The sequence below is a fragment of the Streptomyces sp. SID13726 genome (assembly GCF_010548375.1).
Classification (GTDB): domain Bacteria; phylum Actinomycetota; class Actinomycetes; order Streptomycetales; family Streptomycetaceae; genus Streptomyces.
In genome coordinates this window covers 238,223-262,290 of record NZ_JAAGLY010000006.1, presented here as the reverse complement: position 1 = coordinate 262,290, position 24,068 = coordinate 238,223, and the positions used below count along the sequence as shown (strand labels likewise).

The window sequence follows — 24,068 nt, the reverse complement described above, 5'->3', positions numbered from 1 at the left end:
CACCGGAGGGGACACGATCACCGGGGGATTGGGACGGGGGGATGGTGATGGGGGTTTGACCTGCGGAAACGGGGTGGCGGTGGGATGGGGGTGGGATGGTGGGCGGGGCATGGGTGCGGGAGCGCAGCGTCGGGTGACGTGGCTTTCGAGTGGAGCAGGGCCGTCAAGTGCGGTCGGGCCAGAAGAGGGACAGCGGGAGCCGGACAGTGGGAAGCCGTACCGGCTGGATCGCGCCGAGCGTTGTCTCCGCCACGCCGAGGACGTCGTCGAAGGTGCCTGAGCCGAGGACCTCGACGGAACAAGAAGCGCAGTCACCTTGGTCGCCGGAGTGGCTGCCTCCATCCTGTGTCGTGCCGCGCACATGCGCGAAGGCGTCCTCCGGGAAATCAGCCCGCACCGCATGCCAGGTACCGGTTCGCTCGCCCGCGGGCAGCCCGGCGGCCACCTCCGGCCGCATGGGTGGCAGCAGACGTCCGGCGTCGTCGCGCATGAGGAACACCCGGTCGGTGAAGTCGACGCTGTCGGCCTCGGGACGCTCGCTCTCCAGCCACGCTCGTGCTGCGCGCCGGGTTCCCGGGCCCCACAGGTAGTCCGTCGGATACCGCGTCGTCTCGTAGTGGGTATCGAACTCCGTCAAGTGCTCGTCGTTCCAGTGGCTGCCGGGGATGAACGGGATGGCCCGCACCACGACGTGCTGGTATTCGTCTCCTGCTTGCTCTTCCTCGTCGCCGCCGACGAAGAGCGCGTCTGCCGGTTCCACATGGATACTCGCGTCGCCCTTCCAGCTCAGTACGGCGATCTCCCGGCGCAGTGGCTGCGGATACAGTCGCCCGTTCGGGGTCGCCCGCCCCCACAGCTGGTTGATGACCTCGGCCAGCGTGCGCACGGTCCGTGCCGCCTCGACCGGGGTGTCGACATGGTGGCCGGAGGGGTGTGCGACGTGATTGCGCAGCCTGGCCAGAGCCTGCTCGACCATCCGACTGCGCCTGCCGCGCAGCAGACCCGCCGCGCGTGCCCAAAGGCGAAGGCCGTGCAGCGTGCCGTTGAAATCAACGGTCGCGGCACCGACCAGCAGCTTTCCGCGCTTCCCCTTCATACGACGGGCATGCCTCTCGACGTCGTCGTACGACATCACAGGCAACGACACGTCGGCAGCCTCGGGAAACCGAAAGGTGACGCTGCCCGCGCACCACTCCATGAACCGGTCGCGCAGGGCCTGCTCATAGACGAGGAGGGCATGGTCGCCGACGAGGGTGTAGAGGTCGTAGCACAACACTCCGTACGCGAACACGGTACGCAGCCGCTCGAAGGAGTCACGTGTTCCCGCGGCAACGGCATCGGCCAGGTCGCAGTCGGCGATCTGCCGCTGCTGGAACTCGGCAGCGTCTTCCGGGTTCATACGGCCGCCGAGTCCGTAGGGGTTGAACGCCAGGGACAGACCGTCGGCGGTCTGAAGCGCCGCGAGGGGCCGGATCTCCATCTACTTGTCCTCCTCAGTCAGGGAAACAGATCAGGATGCACCCCGGGACATAGATCGGCCACCGGGTTTCTTTCCGTGAGGACGTCCAGTGGGGAGTGCCCTGTCGCGATATAGCGCTACCCTCTCCCTCTCCCTCTCCCTCTCCCTCTCCCTCTCCCTCTCCCTCTCCCTCGCGCCGCTGCCCGCGTCGCCCGGACACGTTCGACAGGATCAGGACGGGACCATGTCGGGGAGAGATCGACCTGCCGGGAAGAACACCACCCGCGCCTCGGAGTTGGACGAGCGCTTGGAAGCCGTTCCGCCCGCGCGGACCGTGAACCAACTGGCTGTTCTCACCGTTGATTTGCCGTCCGTGTCCGGCGCGGTCGGCGGTGTCGACGCGGCGGCCAAGGACGTGGTCCGGTTCGAGGGTGTCCACAGCGGTGCGGTCACCCGGGCAGGCCGCTGGGTCGTGCCGCGGCGGCTCGAACTCGCCGTGACCTACTGCGCGGTGACCCTGGACTTCACCGAGGCCGTGATCACACAGGACACCGTGCTGATCGATGTGGGCACGATGGCGGTACGCCGGTCACGTTGCGGGTGGAGCTGGTCGGGCAGAAGGCCCATGGCCGGGTAGTGGTACGGCCCCCGAGGCGGACAGTGGGGCAGTGGCTGTTCCGCAGGTCGAAGTCTCAGGACTGAGCGGTACTTGGGCACGCGCTGGGGGCCACCTCCGACACGGCAGCTGCCCGCCCAGCCCCCTCAGAGCCGGGCGGGCAGCTGGGCCCCAGGGTGTCAGACCAGCGGCCACAGAGCCGCGGTGAGGGCGAACCCCGCGCAGCCCATGACGGTCGTCAGGACCGTCCAGGTGCGCAGCCCGGACGCCACGTCCAGGCCGGCGAGCTTGGTGAACATCCAGTAGCCGGCGTCGTTGATGTGGGACAGCGCGAGGGCGCCCGCGCCCATGGCCAGGGCCACCAGGGAGAGTTGACCCGTCGACAGGTCGGCGCGGTGCAGCAGCGGGGTGAGGATGCCGGCCGTCGTGATGAGGGCGACGGTCGCCGAGCCCTGGGCCGCGCGCAGGGCGAGGGAGGTCAGAAAGGCCAGCACCAGCACGGGCAGGCCGGTGCGGTCCAGGACGTCGGCGATCGCGTCCCCGATGCCGCTGGCGACCAGGACCTTCCCGAAGACACCGCCCGCCCCGGCCACCAGGATCACCATCGCGACGGGCGGCAGCGCCGAGCCCATCACCTCGGCGATTTGCCCACGCTGCAAGCCGCGCCGGGCGCCCAACAGCCAGCCGCACAGGGCGACATCGATCAGCAGCGCCACCATCGGGGCGCCGAGGACGGTGAGTACGGCCCGCAGCGTGGAGCCCTCGGCGAGGGTGTTCTGGCCGATGGTCCCGAGGAGGATCAGCAGGATCGGGGTGACGATCAGCGCGAGGACCATGCCGAAGGACGGCGGCCGGACGTCGGTCCCCGCGGGGAGGGGTTTGGTGAGTACGGCGGTGCCGTGACCGTTCTCGACGGACGGGCCACTCTCAACAGGGCTGCCACTAGCGGGAGTTGGTGCCTCGCCATCCCGGCCTCCGGCCCCCTCCTCGCCGTACACCTCCGCGTACACCGCCGGATCCATCGGGTACTCCCGCCTGGTGAGCCGTCGGGACACGAAGTACCCGAGCAACGCGACCACGGCAGTGACCGGCAGCCCCAGCAACAGCATCAGCCCCTGACTGGCCCCGATCGTCGCGGCGACCGCCACGGCCCCGGGGTGCGGCGGCAGAAAGGCGTGCACGGTGAGCATCGCCGCCCCCATCGGCAGCGCGTACACCAGCAACGGCTTGCGGGCGGCGCGGGCGACGCCGTACGCGATCGGCATCAGGATGATCAGGCCGACCTCGAAGAACACCGGGATGCCCAGCACGAACCCGGCGACGGTCAGGGCCAGCGGGGTCCGGCGGGAGCCGAACTTTGCCATCAGGGAGTGCGCGAACGCGTGGGCGCCGCCGGAGAGTTCGATGATCCGGCCGATCATGGCGCCCAGGGCGATGATCGTGGCGATGTGGCCGAGCGTGGCGCCCATGCCGTCCTCGATGGTCTTCACGAGGTCGGCGGCGGGCACCCCCGCGGCGAGCGCGACCCCGATGCTGACGACCATCAGCGCGACGAACGGCTGCACCTTCGCTCTGAGGATGAGCAGGAGCAGGGCCGCGACACCGGCGACCGCGATCGTGAGGAGGGTGGTGTGGCTCATCGGCCCTCCCCGACCGTGGTGGTCTCCGTGGCCGTTTCCGCGGATGTCTCCGACGACTTGGGCGACAGGACGGTCACGAGGGACGAGTCGTCACGGGCGCCGAGCCCGGCGCGCTCGCCGAGCAGATAGAGCTGCTCCGCGGCGGCGGCCAACGGCACCGGGACATGGGCGTCCTTGGCGATCCCGGTGACGATGCCCATGTCCTTGACGAAGATGTCGAGCCGCGACCTGACCTCCACCTCGCCGTCGTCGCCGTACGCCTGGACCATCCGCGGCCCCCGGTCGGCGAACATGAACGACCCGGCGGCACCGTGCTTGAGGCTGTCGACCACCGTGGCCGGGTCGAGTCCGAGGGCGCGGGCGAGCGCGATCGCCTCCGCGGCGGCGGCGATGTGCACACCGGCCAGCAGTTGGTTGACGGCCTTCATGGCCTGCCCGTCACCGGGCCGCGGACCGACGACCGTGAGCGTGGAGGCGAGCAGTTCGAGCACCGGCCGGGCCGCATTCAGGGCAGCTTCCTCCGCGCCTACGACGATCAGCAGATCGCCGTTCCCGGCCCGCACCGGACCTCCGCTCACCGGCGCGTCCACCGTCAACACCCCACGCTCGGCGAGCCGTTCGGCGGTGGAACGGGCCGCGTCGAGACCCACCGTGCTGGTGAGGACCACGACGGCACCGGGCCGCAGAGCCCCAGCGGCGCCGTCCGTGCCGAACAACGCCCCCTCGACCTGCGCCTGATCACGTACGGCGAGCACGACGACGTCGGCGTCACGGGCGGCCTCGGCCGGGGAACCGGCGTCCCGCGCGCCCTCGTCGGCCAGCGCGGCACGCCGGTCGACGGCGATGTCGTAGACGGACAAGGGCAGTTGACCGGCGAGTCGGCGCGCCATGGGCAGACCCATGGCGCCCAGGCCTATGACGGCCGTGCGGGGACGGGGGTGCGAAGACATGTCTGTCCTCCAGGAAAGGGGGAGCGAGGAGCCGCCGTGGGGAGTCGGCGGCGGAGAAGGAGGGCGCGCGGTCGGCGGTCTGCGGCGCGTGCCGGTGCCGGTGTCGTACGGCGCGGAAGTGGGGCCGTGTTGCGGTCGTCGCCGGGGCTGGGGCCCTGGGCCGCGGCGGTGGATCGTCAGCGGGGCGCGGGTCAGGTCACGCGGTTCCTCCCTCGGCATCCGGGCTCAGCCGGCCGACGACCTTGAGGGCCGGGTCCCGGACCGCGTCCCAGCCCGGCGACCACACGGAGACGTCCTCGTCGCCGGGCAGCGCGCCCAACTCGCCCTCCACCCAGGCCCCGTGGGCCCGAGCCCGCCGTACGGCGTCCTTCGTCAGCGCGATGTTCTCGGCGAACGGGAGATGCGAGCCGTCGACCATGACGGAGGTGTGGCTCACCTCCAGGCAGGCCGTGATCTCGTCCAGGTCCCGGCTGTGGTCGAGGTGGACGCCGAGCGGTGCGGGGGAGTGCTCGGCGGTGTCCAACGCCAGGCGCTTCAGGGCGCCGGTTCCGTGCAGCGGCATCAGGTGCTCCGGAGCAGGTCGAGAGCGTCGGCGAGGGCGTCGGGCCCGCCGACGTTCCCGGCGAAGACGATGTAGGGGATGCCGGCGGCGGGCCCGTCCACCGGTTCCCACAGCGAGACGATCCCCGGCAGCAGCGTGCCCCGGGCCCAGGCGCGGCGGATCTCCAGGCCGTGGGTCGCGGTGTCGCTGGAGGTGATGCCGCCCTTGGCGACGACGAAGGCGGGCCGCCGGGCCGCGTTGACCTGTCGCACCGCCTCCACGAGCGCGGCGGAGACCCGGCGTGAGATCGCCAGGCTGTCCTCCGCGTCGACACCGGTCACCAGCGTGCGTGAGGTGCGGATCACGGCGTCGGCCGAGTCCAGGGCCCCGGCTGCCGAGGCCGCGACCTCCGCGATGTGCGCGTCACGCCGCTCGTCGAGCAGGAGAGCCACGTCGAGCTCGAACTCGGCGATCCCGCCGCGCTCCCGAAGCCGGTCCAACTGCCGTGTCGTCAGCGACACATGGGACCCTACGGCGATCAGCCCGTGCGGCGCGTCCCCGCGAAGTGGGCGCAGTTCGGCCGGGGTGAGCGGAGCGCGCCCGGCCTGTCCGGCACGGGCCCGCACGAACGACGGCCCGACCCGGTACAGCAGCCGGGTGCCGTTCCCCTCGGCCTCGGCGAGCGCCAGCGCGAGCACCCGCAGATCGTCGTCGCACACGGCGTCCACCACGGCCGTACGCCCGCCGCCCAGTGAGGACAGCAGCCGGCCCGTGTGCGAGGGACCGCCGCCGCGCAGGTCGTCGAGGGTGATGCGCAGGACCTCGTCGGCGGCGGTGCGCCCACCGGTCTTCTCCTCGACCCACTCCGGCAGCGACGAACTGCGGTAGCCGAAGGTGGCGTCACGGGCGAACTCGCTGTCCCCGACCGGGAGAAGACCGTCGCCGGTCCGCATCCAGTGGTGGGAGTCCACCGTCAGACGGCCCGCCTCGATGTACGCGGGCACCAGCACGACCCCGTCCACCGCGCCGAGTTCCTCCGCCAGGACGTCCGTCTCCAGCGGGAAGTGACCGCGCAGGGTCGAGTCGCCGCGGCTGGCCAGGACGTAGTCGACGCCCTCGGCCGCCGACGCCGTACGCAGAGCCCGCACCACCTCGCGGTTGCGGGCGGCGGCGTCCTCGGGGGACAGGCTGCGGGTGTTGGTGAGCACGAAGAAGGCGGTGCTGTCCTGGCGCAGCGCCCAGCGCAGGTCCTCCACGGTCCAGGCGGTCAGGACCGGGACGTCGGCGACGGTCTGGGTGCCGGTCGGGTCATCGTCGAGTACGACGAGACGCGGACCGCCGGCGAGCCGGGCGGCCACCTCGTCGGCGCTCACCTCGCGGACCGGGGGCAGCCCTTCCAGCACGGTGGCCTCGGGGACGGTCCGGGTCTGGGCATGGAGGGGTAGGGACATGTCGAAATCCTGGTGTCGAAAGGGGAGTTGGGGGAGGTGGGGGAGTTGTCGACCGGGGGATCAGTCGATGTCGCGCTTGATCACATGGGTGCGCAGGTCGTCGGCCGTCTGGTTCATGTGGCCGTCCATCGCGGTCCTGGCGGCCTCGGGGCTGCCGGACTCCAGCGCGGCGAGCACCGCCTCGTGGTGCGCGATGGCGTTCGTACGGATCTCCGGGACGGCCGAGGTCTCCCGGCGCCCCTCGACGAGCAACGGCCCGAACGGCTCGAAGAGCAGCGGCACGAACAGGTTGCCCGTCGCCCGCATCACCGTGTCGTGGAAGTCGATGTCGGCCTGCACGAACTGCTCGGTGTCGCCCGCGTCGGCCGCCTCGCGCATGGTCGCCAGGTGCTGCCGCAGCACGTCGAGGTCTTCGTCGGTACGGCGCGACGCGGCCAGTTCGCAGGCGCCGTTCTCGATCAGCCGCCGCGCCTCGATCAACCGCTCCGACAGGGCGCCGCTCGCGGTCCGTGAGGCCGCCCGCACCACCGGCTCAAGGGCGGTCCACCGGTCCGGCGGATTGACGTAGGTCCCCCGGCCGCGCACGACCCGGACGACGTTCTGCGCCCGCAGATGCTTGACCGCCTCCCGCACGGTCAGCCGGCTGACCCCGCCCTGCTCCGACAGCTCGCCCTCCGGAGGCAGCGCGGAGTCCGGCGGGTACTGGCCGTCGATGATGGCAGTCAGCAGCTGCTCGGCGAGGTCGTCCGAGAGTGACATGGCGTGAACCTCTTCGTTCGGGTTGCTCGGTTCATCCGACTGGCTCGGCGGCTACATCTGACGTCAGACATCTGATGTCTATGTGTCCGAAACAATGGCACCGGTGGGGAGGGGCGTCAATACCTCTGCCGGTTCGACCTCCCGACGCGTTTGCCGGAACGGCAAAAGGACTGGCCCAGCGGGAAGCGGTGGGCGACGGTGGGCCCGTGACAGACGACATCGCAGCAGGATCCTCCTTGTCCGACACCCCCTCGCCCGCCGACGGATACGTCGGGGACCCCGCGCTGCGCGCGGAGTGGGACGAGCGGTACGCCGAGCGACAGCAGTTGTGGAGCGGCCGGCCCAATGGCGCGCTCGTGGCCGAGGTCGCCGGGCTCACGCCGGGGCGGGTGCTCGACGTGGGCTGCGGCGAGGGCGCGGACGCGGTCTGGCTCGCGCGCGGCGGCTGGGACGTGACCGCGCTCGAGGTCTCGGGCGTGGCGCTGGAACGGGCGGCCGGGCACGCGCGGGACGCCGGGCTCACCGTCCGCTGGGTGCACGCCGCGCTCACCGAGGCGGCGCTCCCACCGGCCTCTTTCGACCTGGTCTCCGCGCAATACCCGGCCCTGCTGCGCACCCCCGACGCCGCCGCCGAGCGAGCACTCCTCGCGGCCGTCGCACCCGGCGGTGTGCTGCTGCTCGTGCACCACGCGGGCATGGACACCCAGCAGGCCCACGACAGCGGCTTCGACCCGGCCGACTACGTCTGGCCCACCATGGTCACCGCTCTCCTCGACGACGACTGGGAGGTGGAAGTGGACGAACAACGCCCACGCCAGGCCCCCGACGGCGGCGCGGGCGCCCACCACACGGACGACCTGGTGCTGCGGGTGCGGCGGCTGCGCTGAGCTTCGTGGAGGGTGCGCTGCCGTTGCCGCCGCCGACACTCACTCCGCTTCGAGTGCGCCCAGGAGAAGGGTGATGAAGCGGGTGGCGGCGGACCACTGCTCGGCGGTGAGTCCGGGAAGGTCTCCGGCGACGGAGTCGGGGATGGGGGCGTCCTCGATACGCCACGCCAGGTCGGAGACGAGGATGTCGGTGCCGATGATCTTCAGCCCGGACCTCTTCCGCTCAGGGGCGTACGAGGGGCCGGGGACCGTGCCGTACTCCAAGTGCTCGGCGCAGGAGAGGTTGTCGGGGGTCTCCGAGGCGGCCGTCAGCAGCGCCGTACGGAATCCGTCCGTGATATCGGCGGGGGACAAGGCGCCCCTGGCTCTCAACAGCATCCGGACCAGGTCCTGACCGGTTCCGGTCGCGCGTACGGAGCCGTCCGCGTGGAAGAGACAGTGCCCCAGCGTCCCGTGGGAGAGCCGGGCGTCGGAGAAATCGGCGGGGCCGTGGAAGGAGGCCCGCCCTTCGCGCGCATAGGGCAGGCTGAAGGACACAGCGCCGAACGACGCGCCCGCGAACGTCGTGCTTCCGTGGAACTGCGTACCGGTGAAGTCCCCCTGAGCCACCCGGCATTCACTCACGTCGAAGTCGATCAGTGTGGCTCCCGAGAGGTGTAGATGTATGTCCTCCCAGATCGGCCGGTCGGCGGAGGGTCGCGTGCGGTCGGCGAGCAGCCGTTGAGCGTCCCGCCGCGTCCGTGCTTCGCCGAACTGGGAGGGCGTGAGCGTGAACACGTCGGCGCCGGCATCGAAGCCCAGCGGCATCCGCAGATACGCGCATACGGTGTCCACCACGCGCTGCCTCAACTCGGGCTCTGCGTCGCCGAGTTCGCCGAGGACGCGCAGGCCGGTGCGGCGGATCTCGGGGTCGTCGTCGGCGAGTTGACCGTGATACGGCGCGACGGACTCGTCGGGGATCAGCCGTGCGCCGCCCCTGTCCCCGGGGTCCGGGGTGGCCGTGGTCCAGCCGAGGGGCCAGTCCTGTTCCTCTTCCTCGTCACGCGCGGTGTCGGAGAGCCGGGCGCCGGTGAGGTCGGCCGAGGGCTGCACGAGATGGACCCGTCCACCGAACACGGCCTGGTGGAACAGGGCTTCGCCGCCGAAGCGGGCTTTCCAGAACCAGGCGGCGCTCTCGAACCGGGCATGGCTGAACGACGCCCGGCCGTTGAAGCGTGCCCCGTCGCCGCCTTCCTCCCAGCTCTGGTAGTCGTCCTCCAGTACGGCCAGGGGCCAGAGCGGGTCGTCCTCGTCGCGTTCCTCCCAGGCGACGGGACGCCATGCCTCAACCTGATCCCATGCCGGATCGTCCTCGGACAGCACCTCCTCGCCCCGGCCGAACCAGGCGATCCCCTGGAACCGGGCGCCCGAGAAGTCGGCGCCGGCCCGGAATCTCGTACGCCCGAACACGGCGCTGTCGCCGAACCGGGCACCTGTGAAACGCGCGTCGCTCTCGAAGACCGCCCTCTGGAACAGCGCCTCCCCGGCGAAATGGGCGCCGTCGAAAACGCAGGCGCCACGGAAGTGGGCGTCCGCGAAGCGGGCCAGACCGAAACGGCAGCCGCTGAAGTCGATGTCCGGCAGCACAGCGCCGGTCAGGTCGATGTGGAGGCAGGCGCCGCAGTCGGCACCGCACCCGGTATCTGCTGCGGCGTCGGCAGAGACTTGAGCTGTGGCTGTGGCTGTGGCTGTGGCTGTGGCTGTGGCTGTGGCTGTGGCTGTGGCTGTGTCTCTGACTCTGTCTGTGTCTGGCTCTGTGGTCGGATGCAGGCGTGCCAGGGCAGCGAGCGTCGCGGCTGCCGCGGCCCGTGGTCCGACGGAACCGTCGGCGGCTTGCTCGACCGGGTCACGCAGGTAGCGGCAGACGGCGTCGGCCACGGGACGTCGCTGCGCGGGATGCGTGCGGGCCAGTGCCTCCAACTCCCGGAGCGCAGCGGGGTGCAGACCGATGTCCGGCCCGGCCAAGAGGCCGGCGGCACGCTGATACACCTCGGACACGTCCGACTGCATCCTCGTTGCCTCCCCGTCATCAACCCTGTCATCAACATCCATGATCAACCTACCGACACCTGCCCGGGCTTCACGCCAGGAAGTCTTCGATCAGTTCGGCCGGGTTGGCGGCCTTGGTGGCCTCCTCCTCCCAGCCCGGACAGTCCATGTCGAACACGACCACGGGCAGCGGGCGGCCGAAGATCCTCTCGATGGTGCCGCTTGCGTGCAGGTGGCGGGCGAGATCGACAACGGCGTCGTGGAAGTGGAGTTCGAGGAGGCGGGACTTGGCGCGAAGCTCATCGTCCTCCAGCATTCGAGCGAGATCGAATTCACCGTCGTACCAGATGCCGAGTCTCCCGGTCTCCTCCTCGTAGAGCGGGCCACCGACCGGGTCCTCAGGAATGTTGCCGAGCTTGTCGAAGCCGTCGAGGATCCAGAAGGCATAATTCCAGCGCACCTCCCAGGGTTCGGAACCACTCCGGCGCATCTTCTCCTCGTACTGGCTCTCCGTGTTGTAGCCGATATCGACATACGGGCGGCGGTTGTCGGCGTCGATGCGCCAGATGTTGAAGGCCAGCACGTATATCTCAGTCTTCAACTGCTCAGGGACGCGTTCCAGGATGCCGGTGGCGGCCTGTCGCAGATGCGTTTGGAAAGTCATTCGTTCCATCAGGGATAGGTGAACCGGCCGAGGTAGTGCAGAGCGCTGAACTGTCAGGCACAGCATGCGCAGGTGGTCACGCAATTGGGCGTGGGTAATCCGCCGCAGACTGTCGTCCCACTCAGGCACAACTTCCGCCCCCTCCTCCATCCCCACGAGGCCGTCCAGCCCGCCCATGGTCCAGGTAGCGGCACGCATCGCGTCGAACAACGTCCCGTCCGTGTCGACCCGCAGCACCAAGGCCGCCGCCACTTCATCGCTGTCGACCTCGTCCAACTGGTCCTTGTGCGCGGCGAGCACGTGGGCGAGATCCGCACCGGACACCGCCCACCTCCCGTCATCGGTGGCGGTCGAGATCGCCCTCAGCGCCGTACCGATCGACTCACCGAGCCCGCCTTCGGTGTCGAACGCCTCCTCTTCGAACAGCCACGTCGACCGTCCGAGATCCAGGGCCCACTGGCTCAAGCCGAACGGGCTGTCCGCGTGCCGGCGGCCACCGTCGATCGCTTCGCCCCGCATGACCGCACTCAAGTCCAGCTCGCCGCTGCCGAGTTCCTCAAGGATCATGTGAGACAGCTCGTCGTCCAGGTAGCAGAACGCGTACTCCGTAGCCTTCGGGAACTCGCCGAGCGGCTTGCCCAGCAGCACCGCGAAGGAGTCGGCCAATTCCTGCTCCCACGCCTCGGGCGCAGCCACCGACTTGGGGGCGGACATCAGAGATCTCCTCGTGCAGTGCTGGCTTCCGGGACCTGCTGGTCTGTCTAACAGTCCGGAGGCCTGCCCGCATCAGTGGAACTACGTACTGTTCTGCCTCTTCAGCTCCACCTGGCCAGACCCACGCTCGCGTTGTCAGTGGCGGCAAGGATGATGCACTGCATGAACGACAAGCGATACTCCGGCCTTGCCGCCGAGCACCTCCCCGGCGATCTCGCCCAGCGCTGGACAGCGCTTCTACGGCCGTCCGTACGCCTTCGTCGAGCGGCGGACGGCGAGCAGACCGTGGCCGTCCTCGGCGGGAACCCGGAACTCCCGGCGGGGGTCGACTGGCCGGAGTGGCCCGGCCACGGACCACTGTCCTTCGTAGCCTCGGTGCGCTGTGCCGCACTACCCCGCGAGGGACTGGCCGAGAAGTTCCCGAAGGAGGGGCTCCTGCTCTTCTTCTTCTACGACGGTCAGGTCGACGAAGACGCCTTCGTCTCGCCAGACGACCCCGAGACCTGGGTCGGGGCTCAGGTGCTGTACGTCCCCGAGAACACCCCCGTCTCCCCGACCGAGACGCCCCCGGAGTTGGAGGCGTTCACGAGGGTGGAGCTGAGCGCGGTTGCGGAGCAGAGCGCGCCCGACCTGTGGCTGCCCCAGGCCAGGCAAGCCCTGCTCGGCGACAGCCGGCACTGGCCACACCCTCGCGACACCCCGGCCGAGCTCAAGCCGTTCCTCCGCGCCTTCGGACGCCTGCGCACCCGGATCGGTCACCAGGTCGGCGGCCACGCCGCGCCCGTGCAGGGTCCGGTGGAGTACGACCTCGCGAGCGCGGAACTCGGCGGCACGCACGCGTGGGGCGACCAGCTCCTGGACCAGGAGGCCGAACGCTGGTTGGTGCTCGCCCAGTTCGACAGTGACAGCGACGCGAAGATGACATGGGGCGACGAGGGCACTCTCTACTGGCTCATCCGCCCTGAGGATCTTGCCGCCGAACGCTTCGACCGGGCGCGGCTCATCGTGCAGTGCTAGCTCGTGCCGGTGCAAGCCGGTTTCCGTTGCCCGTGACGGTTCGCCGGGTCTCCCTGGCGGTCCGTTGCGGGCCCAGTATCTGAGGTCGCCGGGCAATTGGTCGCTTCGGTGGTGAAGGCTGCTTGGATGCAGGCATGTCTGATGATCTGCACGTTGACCGGGCCGGGGATGTGTCATCCGGGGTGGATGGACGGTTGGCGGATGCGGGATTTCTGGTGCATGCCGATCCGGGGGAGGCGCTTGGGCTGGCGGATGCTGCTCGGTACGGGGATCTGGAGCTGTCGGCGCGGATCAACGCCACACCGGTGGAGGGAGTGTCGACTGGGCGGTGGGGTGTGGAGTGGGCCGCCGGCATGGTCGACCACGGCCTCGGGCAGCCTCTCGCCGGCCACACCGGTGGGGTCTCGGCGGTGTCGACGGGGTGGGCGGACGGTCGTCGTCCCGTCGTTGTCACCGGCAGCTACGACATGACAGCGAGGGTCTGGGACCTGGCTACCGGCCAACCCGTATGTGAACACCTCGGCCACACTGACGAAGTGAACGCGGTGGCGGTGGTGGAGGGGCGGTCCGTTGCTGTTACCGGCAGCGACGACTTCACGGTACGCGTCTGGGACCTGGCCACCGGCCGACTCATCGGCGAACCCCTCAGCCACGCTGACAAGGTGTCGGCGGTGGCGACAGGGATGGTGGACGGTCGTCCCGTCGTCGTCTCCGGCGGCTGGGACGGGGCCGTGCGGGTGTGGGACCTGGCCAGGCACCAGCCTGTGGGCGAACCGCTCATCGGCCACATGGGCCCGGTGCTGGCGGTGGCGACGGGGGTGGCGGAGGGACGTCCGGTCGCTGTCACCGGCAGCGATGACTTCACGGTGAGGGTGTGGGATCTGACCACCGGCCGGCAAGTGGGGTCAGAGCTGGTGTTTCCCGCGCCGGTGGAGGCGGTGGCCATCGCCGCGGACAGTCGGCTGGTGGTGGCGTTCGGCCCGGAGACGGCAGTGTTGGCCCGCTGCTGACCATGTCTCCCGCGAGCCGCTCTGCGGGTGTCCTGCCGCGTAAAGGCCGGTACTCGGGATGGTGTCGGCGAGGTAGAAGAGGGCGTCGAGGTGCACCGTGATGTCGTCCGGTCGGCGTCCGAGGTCGGGGCGAGCAGCAAGGAGTCGTGGCGGTTGGCGCCGACCAGAACGAGGCCCAGGGGAATGCCGAGACCACCAGTAATGCCAGAGTGATTCAAGCCAAATTACGCTCAGTCAGCGGCCGTGCCCTGGCGAAGCGGCTTTACGCGGGCCTGCGGGTCAACGGCGGCATTCCAGCACCGGTGTAGCGTCCCCCCGCCGTGCCCTGGACGGGCTCCCATCCAGCGGTATTGCTGAAACTCTCCCAGGACACACTCGTACGCTGGGAATGCGGCGCACCGGTCTGGGCCTCGTAAGCATTGCTGGCGAGGTACAGGAGAGACTCGAATTCCATCCCGGTCGGGAATCGTGTGGGGTCCGCGAGTACCCCCTCATAGAATTCCCTTCCGTTCGCCACTACGACACAGCGTGCGTACAGGAAGTCGTCGGCGGAGATGTAATCGTCCCCCATCGTCCGGATCCGCCTGTCCCTGATAGCACCAGCGAGCGTGCTCTCGCGTATCAAGTGCGTAGAGCTTGGCGGCCAGTAGGTCCTCGAACGCGAGGATCTCCTGAGGCGGAAGTCCCCGAAGTACCTGTGCGGCAGAGGCGAGTACTGCCTCGTCATCACCGGTCCGTTCCCAGTCGAACGATGCGACAAGAGCCCAGAAATATACGTCATCCATGATCAGATCCCTCCGCAGGAAGCAAACACTCTGCTCAACGCCTCGCCTCACGCGTGACGGAACTCAGTTCTTGGGGCAGCCCTTCAACCCATTCAGTGAAACTGTCCGCAATCACCCGGGTCCGTCTCTGCGCATGGGCGTAGTACAAGAGTGGAGGGTCGCCCTGAGGGTGCTCTCGGATATCGATGAACACCGCGTCGCCGTCGGCTTCCAGCCAGTAGTCGGCAACACACAGCATGCCCTGGGTGGGAAGTGTGACCATCGTCGAGGAATGGATGAAGGGATGGCTTGAGGTCATCTGCAAGGTGTCTCCCACAACCACCTCGCGGGCGCATCGCAGGAAGAAGCGGTAGGCAGCAGGAAGCCGAAGGTCAAGCGAGTTTTCGAGTTCGTCCAACGCGGCATCATCGAGGCCCCGTTGGCAACTGTCGATCTCGTCGACTCCGGCAGCGAGGAAGGCGGCGAAGCGAGGAAATCCGACGGCGAGACTGTCGATCACCGGCACGAAGTCCGCCGCCTTTCGTGCGGCCTCAGCAGCCTGCTCCTCGCGTAGACCGTCGATGGCCTGTCGCCAAGCCTTCTGATAGCGATCGGACCGTTCATAGGCAACGCCGAGGGCATCGAGAACGCGGCAAGCCCCTTCCTGGCTGCCCGCAGCGGCGCCGACCCCACCGAACTCGTCACCATGCTTCGGCTTCAGGCGAAGGAAGACACCAGGCGAACTGACCTCCATCACCTCCCGCCCGTGCCGCACCCACCAGGAAAGCCACTCCTCCGGTGCGGTTCGCCCCTCGGCCAAGGCCTGCAACTCAGCGGCGTAACGGGCCAGCGCTCCATGCTGGTTGACCACTTTCCCTCTCCAACAACACACGGGCGCTTGCACACCGTTGACCCCTCGCCCCCGCCAGGGCTGACCTCAGCGAGGCCCACCTTCGGCAAATTCGGCACGGAGTCGGCTGCGGGTGCGCATCAGGATCTTTCCGAGCATGTTCTTGCCGGTACCGGTCCTGCCTCGGCCCCAGTAATGGTCGGCAGTGGTGTCCTCGACGATCTCTTCGTCACCGGTGGACAGCAGAATCTCGCAGATGTCGTCATGCGCACGGAACTTGGCCGCGACCGCACGGCGCATCACGTCGTCCTTGACCCGCTCCCAGTCCCTCCGTAGAGGCTTGGTCGAATCACGGCCCAGCTCGGCCGCCCGCAACGGCGTGCGAGCACGCCGAACGAGGTCGGCATGGCGGGTGCCTGTGAACTTCTGCGCCTGGAAGTAGTGCTCCGAAGTGGGCCACCACAACCCGTCGAGGTCAAAGCCATGATCCGAGAAGTTCGAGAAACATCCGTACGGAACGTCGTCGGCACCGTAGAAGTAGATCGTCATCAGGACTGCCTCGCGACTGCCGGATCGTTCTTGAACAGGACATGGGACCGTGACCACGGTGAGCTGGTCCCATGGCCCGGAGCGGAAGATCAGAGCCGACTGTACGAGGGATCACCGAGTTCAGCCCACACCGTCGTGAAAGTTCAGTGGTTCCCCGGATTCGACTACGTAGTTCCACGGAAGCCGCAACCGCCGCCATCCCTGCGGTGAACCGCCGTCGGTCCACACCGTAGGCCCGGTCTGCGGCCATCCGCTGAACCCCGGCGCCGGGCCTCCGCCTCCCTGAACTCCCCTCCCCTCCCCTCCCCTCCCCTCAGCGGAAGTGCTCAGACCCCAGCGATTCAATCCAGGACGCGAAGTCCAGAGCCTCGACTTCGAAGTCGTCAGGAGCCAGGTCCCCAAGGTCCGAGGAGAACACGGCGGAGTCAGAACCATCGGCACGCAGAAGAAACCCGCGCCCACCACTGTTGTCGCCGATGAGAACGAACCCCGGTGCGTACTGCGCGACTTCGTAGGTGGAGTTGCGTTCGCCGATGCACTCGGCTGCGTACACGGTCACACCGGCATCCGTCATCAGCCCGTCCGTCACCTCCCACAACTCCACCAGCGGAGTCGGAAGGCTCAACGCGATCTCGGCCCGAGCGCGGGCCACATCAGCCGACGTGGCCGCCGTCGACCCGGAAACCGCCTCTGTCATGTCGATGTTGCTCCTCTCGAGCCAGGCACTGCCGCCGGCAGGCCGTAGCCCCGGCCACCCTGACCGGGACTCCAACTTGATCAATGGTAATGAGAGTTGATGTCACTGTGTGCGATCGATATCGGCTTGCGGGGAGGAAGCGGTGCCGTGTCTATGATCACGGTCATGGACATAGAAGAATGGTGGGGCTTCGTCGACAAGGCTCGGGCCACAGTCGGTGACCGCGCCGACGACCGCGAACTGCCGGACGATCCACTGCCCGAGGCGCTGGTCGATGTCCTTGCCTCGCTCGATCCGGCTGAGATCGTCGACTTCTACGTCAAGTACGTCGAGGTGGAGGATTCCGCCTATCGATATTCGCTGTGCATGGCCGCTTACTTGATTGAAGGCAGCTACTCGGACGACGGATTCATGGACTTCCGTGGAGGGTTGATCCTCCTCGGGCGGGACATGTTCAACCGTGCCGTGGAAGATCCGGACTCTCTTGCCGACTTGCCCACGGTTGCCCGCATGAGCCGTGAAGAAGGAGGCTGGATCGGCTACGAGTCCGTGAGCTATTTGATCGAGGACGCCTATCGAAGGATCCAAGGGGAGACTGACTCGCTTGATACGGCAGTTGAGACCGCGCTAAGAGCCATGACGCGTCCGGACAAGCCGCTGGGCGAGGAATGGAACCGGGACCCCGAAGACGAAGAGCAGATGAGGCGCCGCCTCCCACGCCTCGCGGCACTCTTCCTCGACTGAGACTATCGGCTCAGCGAGCGTGACCGCCTCCCCGTTTCGAACCCGGGACGGACGGACTGGCCCGCCCGCAGGGGAAGAGGGCCGCGGAGCCCAGCCACATATCGCCGGTACGCCCGGGCCGCGACCGAGGTGTCCCCGACGGCGGAGAGACGGTCAGGGAACATCACTCCTCCCGCGTGGAGTTGGGTACTGGTCCCGAACCGGTTCCCGTGCAGGCGGCCGGTGACCAGCCGGCCCCGGTTCCAGGTCGGCTTGGACCGACCGGTCACCACCGGGCCGCGGTTGACCTGGAACCAGACCTCGCGCTGGTTGCCGAACAGCACGACACTCTCGCTGAGGTCATGAACGTCGGTGTATACGTCGAAGTCCCAGTCACCCGGAGCCCCGCCCAAGGCGTAGTGCGCACGAAAGTGGTGCATGAACCGGCGCAGGTCGACAGCCGCCCCGAAGGGAATCACCGCTTCGGAATAGGGCTCACCGGCGATGAAATAAAGTCTGAACTCCAGGCCGTACAGCCGCCCGCGAACCTTCTTCTTGATGGAGAGCGAGAACGTGTCCGCGTCGGCATAGTTCGAGTGGTTCGCGGTACGTACATGCCGACTCAGGTACTCGAACGACAACCTCTCCCGATCGACCAACAGGTCAGGGACCCGTTCGAGCGAACCATGCAGCAGGTAGAGACACATCAGGTCCACCGGATGCGTGTCGTGCGCCAGCCGCGTAAAGAATCCATCGGAAAAACTGTCCCGCAAAGGTGTCTCCAGCCGTCACGCCCTCTGCCAAGTCGCGGGCACGGGCCAAATCTAAGGCTTTTGGGGCCGGTCCCAGAACCACTCCAGTGAGCTACTCGCCACGTCAGCGCGGCTTCGGGAGAGGGAGAGCAGCACAGTACAGCCGTCCACGATCCGCGTCCCACGGCCTCCTGCTCCGCCCCCGCAGCCCCGCCGTGATGCCTCCGAGAACCCGAACGGACACTCGTTTCGTCTTCCTGATCGTGAAAGGCATGGCAAGCCTCGAAGAGGCAGAACTCGTGCGTCGGGTCGCCGGCGGTGACCGGGCGGCGTTCGACGAGCTGTATCGGCGTACGTCACCTTGGCTGGCGGTGCGGCTCCGCCGCCGCTGCTCGGACGAGGACGTCGTAGCGGACGTTCTCCAGGAGACGTATCTGGCGGTCTGGCGCGCGGCGGGCAGCTACGCGGGCTCCGTGACCGAGGGCAGGGCGCTCGGCTGGCTCTGGACGATCGCCGCGAACCGTCTCGTGGACGCGTTCCGCCGGCGGGCCCGGCAGCAGCGGGTGCCGACCGTTGCGCTGCTCGAGACGACCGTGCCGGCCGCCGAGGACGAGGTGATGGCGACCCGTGTCGACCAGGACTTCGAACAGGCGCTGCTGCGACTGCCACCGGAGTTGCGGGAGGTACTGCAGGCCATGGTGCTCGACGACCTGTCGGTGCGGCAGACGGCGTTGCTGCTGAGCGTGCCGGAGGGCACGGTCAAGACCCGTGCCCGGCGGGCCCGGATCGCACTGCGGGAGGCGCTGTCATGACTCATCCCAGCACTGTGCTCCTGGCCCGCTACGCGGACGGCGGACCGGGGCTCGACGACGCCGCTCTCTGGTCGATCGAGGCCCATCTCGACGGGTGCGCCGACTGCCGTGAGCAGTTGGCCGCGCACGTCACCCCTGCCACGACGGACCTGCTCGACCGTGTCGCCGTCTCGCTCGACGCGGCGCTCGAAGCGAGCCCGTCGCCCGCCCGGCAACGCACCCGCGCCGGAGCCGCGCACCGACGCTGGTTCGCCTGGACGCTCCTGCCCTGGCTCGCGGTGACCGTCGCGGTGCTGGGCTGCGGTGTGCTCCTCGACGCCGCCGAGCCGAGCATGCCGTCACTCGTACTGCTACTGGCTCCGGTGGCACCGCTGCCCGGCGTCGCGGTGGCCTGGAGCCGCCGGATCGACCCGGCCTGGGAGCTGATCGCCACCACCCCCGCGGCCGGCCTGGCCATGGTGCTGCGGCGGACGCTCGCGGTCCTCGTCGTAGTCCTCCCGGCACTGCTGGCGGCGGGAGCGAGCACCGGAACCTCGCTGGCCCTCACCCTCCTGCCCAGCCTCGCGTTCACGGCGGCCACGCTCGTGCTCGGCGCCCTCATCGGCGTACGGCGCGCGGCGATCTCACTCGCGGTGACCTGGTCGGCGGCGGCCCTGCTGCCCAGCGTGGCGGTCCGGTCCCTGTCACCGGTACTTCAGCCGGGCAGCACCGCGGTCTGGGCGGTGACCACCACGGTCCTGGCCGCGATCACACCCTTCGCAGCCTCCCGGTTCCGCCGCCTGACCAGTGGCAACTGACCTCCCCATCAACAGGATCAGCAGGAGAGACCCATGCGGGCGATGAGTGCCGCCGAGACGGCCCCCACCCTTCATCCCTGGCTCGTCCACGCCGAACAACTGCGTGTCCGGGCCGGCCGGCACCTGGCCGTCGACGGCCTCGACCTGACGCTGGGCACCGGCGTGCACGGTGTGCTCGGCCCGAACGGCGCGGGCAAGACCACGCTGATGCGCGCGCTGTCCACCGTCGTCAAACCCACCGACGGCTCGTTGACGCTCCTGGGCACGCGGGTCGACGGGCGCGCCGACCTGCGCGAGTTGCGGCGCGGACTGGGGTATCTGCCGCAGCAGTTCGGCTTCTACCCGCGGTTCACCGTCCGCGAGTTCGTGGCCTACATGGCCTGGCTCAAGGAGATGCCCAGGACCGCGATCCCCGACGCCGTACAACGCGCGATCGACCGGGTCGGCCTGACGACCAAGGCCGACAACAAGATGAAGACACTGTCCGGCGGCATGGTGCGCCGGGCCGGCATCGCCCAGGCCATCGTGAACGACCCCGAACTCCTGCTGCTCGACGAGCCGACCGTCGGACTCGACCCCGAACAGCGGCTCGACTTCCGCGACTTGATGCGTGACCTGGGCACCGACAGCTGTGTGCTGGTCTCCACCCACCTCGTCGAGGACGTCGTCGCCGCCTGCACCGACGTCCTCCTCATGAACGAGGGCCGCCTCCTCTTCCACGGCACCCCCGACGACCTGATCGCCCGCGGCGGGCAGAGCGACGCCGGCCACAGCCCTGCCGAACGCGGCTACTCCGCCCTCCTGCGCCGACACCGGAGCAACGTATGAACCGCGTCCTCGGCATCGAGCTCCGGCGCTCGGCCGCCCTCGGCGCCGCGCTCCTGATCGCCCTCGCCGGCACCATCCTGCTCCAGGCCACCGCGACACGATGGTCCACCGGATGGATGGCGCTGGTCATGACACAGCGCGAATACCTGGCGCTGCTCTCCCCGCTCGCGATGGCCGCCGGTGCCTGGCAGTCCTATCGCGAACACCGGGCCGGCGTCGGCGAACTGTTCGCCAGCACACCCCGCCCGCGACCGCAGCACATGGTGCCGATCCTGGTCACGACCGGCCTCGCGGTACTCGTCGCGTACCTGGTCACGCTCCTCACCGCGGCACCACGGATCGCCGGCACCGCGAGCTACTTGCCGCCGGCCGCCTATGTCGTCGTAGCCGTCGGACTGGTCGCGATGATCGCCTCCGTCTGGCTCGGGCTGGCCGTAGGACGACTGATACCGGCGCTCGCCACGGCACCCGCGCTGGCCGTGACCGGCTTCGTGCTGGTCATCCTCGCCCCTCACGCGCTGCCGGACGGCGGATTCACGGCGGCGTTCTCCCCGAGCATGGGGATGAGCATGTTCAGCGACTACGACACCGTCGACAGCCGTGTCAGCGCTGCCCAGGCGCTCTGGATGGCCGCGGTCGCGGCGGCCTTCGCCGTGCTCTTCGCCCTCCGGAACCGTAGGTTCGCGGTCGCCGCGCTGGCGCCGCTGGCCGTCGGGGCAGTCGCCACGGCCCTGGTCGTACCGACCGGCCATGCCTACGAGCGCGGAAGGCTCGACCCGGTCGCCCAGGAACTGGTGTGCACCACCGACGCCCCGCGGGTCTGCCTCAGCCGGGCCCACGAAGCGTTTCTGCCCGAGGTCACTCCGAAGGCCCGGCGCGCGCTGGCCCTCCTGTCGAACACGGCGGTCGTCGAAGCACACGAGGACACCAGCACGCTCTTTCCTCCCACCTCGCCGACACCGCGCGCCGACACCGCGCTCATGCAGATCACGGTGGACAAGCACGGTCACCTCGCCCACCCGGGCCGCCTCGAACCGGCCATGCTCACCGGAGTGTTCACCGGCCCTGACACCTGCGGCGACAGAGCGAACCTCCCGGTCGCCACCGCAGCGGCCTTCTGGCTGCTCGACCGGCAACCGACCACCGGCCCCGACAGCCTCGAATACGTGGCCCCGGACGCCGTCCGGCTCTGGAAGACACTGCGATCCCTGCCGCGCGCCGAGGCCGAGACCAGGATGGCCGCCGTCCAGCAGGCTGCCCAGAAATGCCAGGTCACACCCGGCCTCCTGACCCGAGGCGCCCGATGAGAGGACTGCTGCTCTACGCCCGCTCACGCCAGGTCCCGGCGGCGCTCGCCGCGGCCACCGCGGCCACCGCCCTCGCGTGGCTGCTGGCGACCATGACCAGTGGCGAGGGCGAGGTCGGCCGCACCACACTCGTCCTGACGGTCCTGCTCCTGGTCTCCGTCGTCACCACCACGCTCAGCGGCCCCGACGATACCCTGGACCGCACGGCGGCCAGGCCCTGGGCACGACTGCGAACCTCCCACCTGGCCACGGCCCTGACCTGCGTACTCGCACTCCTACTGGCCACACTGCTCACCGGCACCCGGTTCGGCCCCCTGGGCTGTGCCTTCCGCGACACGGCCGGCCTGCTGGGCCTGACCGCCCTGGGCGCGGCCACCGTCGGCACCGCCCGGTCCTGGTTCCTGCCGCTCGGATGGACACTCGCCGCGGTGACGTTCCCGGCCCCGGGCACCGCGGGCGAGACGCTGACCTGGCAGGCCCAGCCCTACGACAGCCTGCCCGCGGCCGTGATCGCAGCGGTACTCGCCACCTCCGGCACCACCGCCTACGTCATCCGGGGCCCGCGGCACCGCACACCGTCGGACCCAGTCTGAGCCTGAACCGGGTCGGCCACCGTCACCTCCGAGTGCGGCCAACAGAAGGCGCCTGCCTGGAAATCCCCAGGTCAGGCGCCTTCTCTCGGGCCTCTAGAAGAAGCCCAGCTTCTTCGGCGAGTACGACACCAGCAGGTTCTTCGTCTGCTGATAGTGCTCCAGCATCATCTTGTGCGTCTCCCGCCCGATCCCCGACTGCTTGTACCCGCCGAACGCGGCATGCGCCGGATACGCGTGGTAGCAGTTGGTCCAGACGCGGCCCGCCTGGATCGCGCGGCCGGCCCGGTACGCCGTGTTGATGTCGCGGGTCCACACGCCCGCCCCGAGGCCGTACAGCGTGTCGTTGGCGATCTTCAAGGCGTCGTCGAAGTCGTCGAAAGAGGTCACCGAGACGACGGGGCCGAAGATCTCCTCCTGGAAGATCCGCATACGGTTGTCGCCCTCGAAGATGGTCGGCTGGACGTAGTAGCCGCCCTTCAACTCACCGTCGTACTCGATGCGTTCACCCCCGGTGAGGACCTTCGCGCCCTCCTGCCGGCCGACGTCCAGGTAGGAGAGGATCTTCTCCAGCTGGTCGTTGGAGGCCTGGGCGCCGATCATCGTGTCGGTGTCCAAGGGGTGGCCGGGCTTGATGAGTTCGGTGCGGGCGACGGCCGCCTGGAGGAACTCGGCGTAGTTGCCGCGCTGGATCAGCGCCCGGGACGGACATGTGCAGACCTCGCCCTGGTTGAGGGCGAACATCGTGAACCCTTCGAGCGCCTTGTCGCGGAAGTCGTCGTCCCGCGCCCAGACGTCGTCGAAGAAGATGTTCGGCGACTTGCCGCCGAGTTCGAGGGTGACCGGCTTGATGTTCTCGGAGGCGTACTGCATGATCAGCCGCCCCGTCGTGGTCTCGCCGGTGAACGCCACCTTCGCCACCCGCGGGCTCGACGCGAGAGGCTTGCCCGCCTCCACGCCGAAGCCGTTGACGATGTTCACCACGCCCGGTGGCAGCAGGTCCGCGATGAGGCTCATCCAGTAGTGGATGGAGACCGGGGTCTGCTCGGCGGGCTTGATGACGACCGCGTTGCCGGCGGCGAGGGCGGGCGCCAGCTTCCAAGTCGCCATCAGGATGGGGAAGTTCCATGGGATGATCTGCGCGACCACACCGAGCGGCTCGTGGAAGTGGTACGCCACGGTGTCGTCGTCGACCTCGCCCAGCGAACCCTCCTGCGCGCGGATCGCCCCCGCGAAGTACCGGAAGTGGTCGACGGCGAGGGGGATGTCGGCCGCCAGCGTCTCCCGCACCGGCTTGCCGTTCTCCCAGCTCTCCGCGACGGCGAGCTTCTCGAGGTTCGCCTCCATCCGGTCGGCGATCTTCAGGAGGATGTCGGACCGCTCGGTCACCGAGGTCCGGCCCCAGCCGGGTGCGGCGGCGTGCGCGGCGTCCAACGCGCGCTCCACGTCCTCGGCGGTACCCCGCGCGACCTCGGTGAACGGCTGCCCGTTGACCGGCGACGGGTTCTCGAAGTACTGCCCGCGCGCCGGCGGGACGTACTCGCCACCGATGAAGTGGTCGTAGCGCGCCTGGTAGGAGACGATCGCGCCCTCGGTGCCGGGTGCCGCGTAACGGGTCATGCTGGCCTGCCTCCTTCAGCAGCGCTGCCCGCCGTTGGGCAGC

24 protein-coding genes and 1 pseudogene are annotated in these 24,068 nt (G+C 69.1%); 11 read left to right on the top strand and 14 right to left on the bottom strand.

Annotated elements, in window-relative coordinates; genetic code table 11:
• Positions 1 to 163 precede the first annotated feature (163 nt).
• Positions 164 to 1,480, bottom strand: a complete 1,317-nt coding sequence (locus G3I78_RS18325; protein ID WP_164425758.1) for a hypothetical protein — start codon at positions 1,478 to 1,480, stop codon at positions 164 to 166.
• A 223-nt stretch (positions 1,481 to 1,703) separates the two neighbouring features.
• Here G3I78_RS18325 and G3I78_RS18320 point away from each other — a divergent pair, with 223 nt between their 5' ends.
• A complete protein-coding gene (locus G3I78_RS18320; RefSeq protein WP_239157899.1) occupies positions 1,704 to 2,096 on the top strand; it encodes a hypothetical protein in 393 nt (130 codons plus the stop codon).
• Positions 2,097 to 2,254: 158 nt separating this feature from the next.
• On the opposite strand, the gene G3I78_RS18315 is transcribed toward G3I78_RS18320, so the two are convergent.
• The 5 genes from G3I78_RS18315 to G3I78_RS18295 all read right to left on the bottom strand — a co-directional run bounded on the left by G3I78_RS18315 (position 2,255) and on the right by G3I78_RS18295 (position 7,416).
• Positions 2,255 to 3,715, bottom strand: coding sequence for an SLC13 family permease (locus G3I78_RS18315; protein ID WP_164425756.1), 1,461 nt, complete (start codon positions 3,713 to 3,715; stop codon positions 2,255 to 2,257).
• Entirely contained in the window at positions 3,712 to 4,665 is a 954-nt protein-coding gene (locus G3I78_RS18310) for an NAD(P)-dependent oxidoreductase (RefSeq protein ID WP_164425754.1), read from the bottom strand. The genes G3I78_RS18315 and G3I78_RS18310 overlap by 4 nt, the downstream gene beginning before the upstream one ends.
• A 196-nt stretch (positions 4,666 to 4,861) precedes the next feature.
• Positions 4,862 to 5,227: a class II fructose-bisphosphate aldolase gene (locus tag G3I78_RS18305; RefSeq protein WP_239157898.1), complete on the bottom strand. Its 366-nt coding sequence runs from the start codon at positions 5,225 to 5,227 to the stop codon at positions 4,862 to 4,864.
• Positions 5,227 to 6,657 (bottom strand): four-carbon acid sugar kinase family protein, encoded by a 1,431-nt coding sequence (locus G3I78_RS18300; RefSeq protein ID WP_203615126.1) that lies wholly within the window; start codon positions 6,655 to 6,657, stop codon positions 5,227 to 5,229. Before G3I78_RS18300 ends, G3I78_RS18305 begins: the two co-directional genes overlap by 1 nt.
• A gap of 60 nt (positions 6,658 to 6,717) precedes the next feature.
• A complete protein-coding gene (locus G3I78_RS18295) occupies positions 6,718 to 7,416 on the bottom strand; it encodes a FadR/GntR family transcriptional regulator (protein ID WP_164425752.1) in 699 nt (232 codons plus the stop codon).
• Positions 7,417 to 7,622: 206 nt separating this feature from the next.
• Between G3I78_RS18295 and G3I78_RS18290 the strand changes: the two genes are divergently transcribed.
• On the top strand, positions 7,623 to 8,303 hold the full coding sequence (locus tag G3I78_RS18290; RefSeq protein ID WP_164425750.1) for a class I SAM-dependent methyltransferase: 681 nt from the start codon (positions 7,623 to 7,625) through the stop codon (positions 8,301 to 8,303).
• 39 nt (positions 8,304 to 8,342) lie between these two features.
• On the opposite strand, the gene G3I78_RS18285 is transcribed toward G3I78_RS18290, so the two are convergent.
• Together G3I78_RS18285 and G3I78_RS52020 are read right to left on the bottom strand one after the other, a co-directional pair.
• Positions 8,343 to 9,929, bottom strand: a complete 1,587-nt coding sequence (locus G3I78_RS18285; protein WP_164425748.1) for a pentapeptide repeat-containing protein — start codon at positions 9,927 to 9,929, stop codon at positions 8,343 to 8,345.
• 493 nt (positions 9,930 to 10,422) lie between these two features.
• Positions 10,423 to 11,709, bottom strand: a complete 1,287-nt coding sequence (locus G3I78_RS52020; protein WP_239157896.1) for a hypothetical protein — start codon at positions 11,707 to 11,709, stop codon at positions 10,423 to 10,425.
• Positions 11,710 to 11,871: 162 nt separating this feature from the next.
• Here G3I78_RS52020 and G3I78_RS18275 point away from each other — a divergent pair, with 162 nt between their 5' ends.
• Complete coding sequence (locus G3I78_RS18275; RefSeq protein WP_164425746.1) at positions 11,872 to 12,726, top strand: YwqG family protein; 855 nt, start codon at positions 11,872 to 11,874, stop codon at positions 12,724 to 12,726.
• A 134-nt stretch (positions 12,727 to 12,860) separates the two neighbouring features.
• Entirely contained in the window at positions 12,861 to 13,736 is an 876-nt protein-coding gene (locus G3I78_RS18270; protein ID WP_164425744.1) for a hypothetical protein, read from the top strand.
• 81 nt (positions 13,737 to 13,817) lie between these two features.
• Here G3I78_RS18270 and G3I78_RS18265 read toward each other — a convergent pair.
• Positions 13,818 to 13,930: pseudogene (locus G3I78_RS18265) on the bottom strand (IS5/IS1182 family transposase); the annotation flags it as partial.
• Here G3I78_RS18265 and G3I78_RS18260 point away from each other — a divergent pair.
• A complete protein-coding gene (locus G3I78_RS18260) occupies positions 13,883 to 14,044 on the top strand; it encodes a hypothetical protein (RefSeq protein ID WP_164425355.1) in 162 nt (53 codons plus the stop codon). The pseudogene G3I78_RS18265 and the gene G3I78_RS18260 overlap by 48 nt on opposite strands.
• 511 nt (positions 14,045 to 14,555) lie before the next feature.
• Here G3I78_RS18260 and G3I78_RS18245 read toward each other — a convergent pair.
• From G3I78_RS18245 to G3I78_RS18235, 3 genes are all read right to left on the bottom strand, one after another.
• Positions 14,556 to 15,371, bottom strand: a complete 816-nt coding sequence (locus G3I78_RS18245; RefSeq protein WP_164425738.1) for an SMI1/KNR4 family protein — start codon at positions 15,369 to 15,371, stop codon at positions 14,556 to 14,558.
• Positions 15,372 to 15,437: 66 nt separating this feature from the next.
• The gene (locus G3I78_RS18240) at positions 15,438 to 15,899 is read right to left on the bottom strand and encodes an NADAR family protein (RefSeq protein ID WP_164425736.1); all 462 of its coding nucleotides are present in this window, start codon (positions 15,897 to 15,899) and stop codon (positions 15,438 to 15,440) included.
• 313 nt (positions 15,900 to 16,212) lie between these two features.
• A complete protein-coding gene (locus G3I78_RS18235) occupies positions 16,213 to 16,596 on the bottom strand; it encodes an SMI1/KNR4 family protein (protein ID WP_164425734.1) in 384 nt (127 codons plus the stop codon).
• Positions 16,597 to 16,761: 165 nt separating this feature from the next.
• On the opposite strand from G3I78_RS18235, the gene G3I78_RS18230 reads away from it, so the two are divergent.
• Entirely contained in the window at positions 16,762 to 17,340 is a 579-nt protein-coding gene (locus G3I78_RS18230; protein ID WP_164425732.1) for a DUF4240 domain-containing protein, read from the top strand.
• A gap of 2 nt (positions 17,341 to 17,342) precedes the next feature.
• Here G3I78_RS18230 and G3I78_RS18225 read toward each other — a convergent pair whose 3' ends face one another.
• Positions 17,343 to 18,092, bottom strand: a complete 750-nt coding sequence (locus G3I78_RS18225) for a hypothetical protein (RefSeq protein WP_239157895.1) — start codon at positions 18,090 to 18,092, stop codon at positions 17,343 to 17,345.
• A 251-nt stretch (positions 18,093 to 18,343) separates the two neighbouring features.
• Between G3I78_RS18225 and G3I78_RS18220 the strand changes: the two genes are divergently transcribed.
• Genes G3I78_RS18220 through G3I78_RS18200 form a run of 5 tightly spaced genes read left to right on the top strand, consistent with a single transcriptional unit; the run spans position 18,344 to position 22,408 of the window.
• A complete protein-coding gene (locus G3I78_RS18220; RefSeq protein WP_164425730.1) occupies positions 18,344 to 18,883 on the top strand; it encodes an RNA polymerase sigma factor in 540 nt (179 codons plus the stop codon).
• Positions 18,880 to 19,680 carry a zf-HC2 domain-containing protein gene (locus G3I78_RS18215; RefSeq protein WP_164425728.1) on the top strand — a complete coding sequence of 267 codons (801 nt, stop codon included), beginning with the start codon at positions 18,880 to 18,882 and terminating at the stop codon, positions 19,678 to 19,680. The genes G3I78_RS18220 and G3I78_RS18215 overlap by 4 nt, the downstream gene beginning before the upstream one ends.
• Before the next feature lie 33 nt (positions 19,681 to 19,713).
• Positions 19,714 to 20,508: an ABC transporter ATP-binding protein gene (locus tag G3I78_RS18210; protein ID WP_164425726.1), complete on the top strand. Its 795-nt coding sequence runs from the start codon at positions 19,714 to 19,716 to the stop codon at positions 20,506 to 20,508.
• Positions 20,505 to 21,815 carry a hypothetical protein gene (locus tag G3I78_RS18205; protein WP_164425724.1) on the top strand — a complete coding sequence of 437 codons (1,311 nt, stop codon included), beginning with the start codon at positions 20,505 to 20,507 and terminating at the stop codon, positions 21,813 to 21,815. The genes G3I78_RS18210 and G3I78_RS18205 overlap by 4 nt, the downstream gene beginning before the upstream one ends.
• Positions 21,812 to 22,408: a hypothetical protein gene (locus G3I78_RS18200; RefSeq protein ID WP_164425722.1), complete on the top strand. Its 597-nt coding sequence runs from the start codon at positions 21,812 to 21,814 to the stop codon at positions 22,406 to 22,408. The genes G3I78_RS18205 and G3I78_RS18200 overlap by 4 nt, the downstream gene beginning before the upstream one ends.
• A 93-nt stretch (positions 22,409 to 22,501) precedes the next feature.
• Here G3I78_RS18200 and G3I78_RS18195 read toward each other — a convergent pair whose 3' ends face one another.
• Entirely contained in the window at positions 22,502 to 24,025 is a 1,524-nt protein-coding gene (locus G3I78_RS18195) for an aldehyde dehydrogenase family protein (protein ID WP_164425720.1), read from the bottom strand.
• Between the last annotated feature and the right edge of the window lie 43 nt (positions 24,026 to 24,068).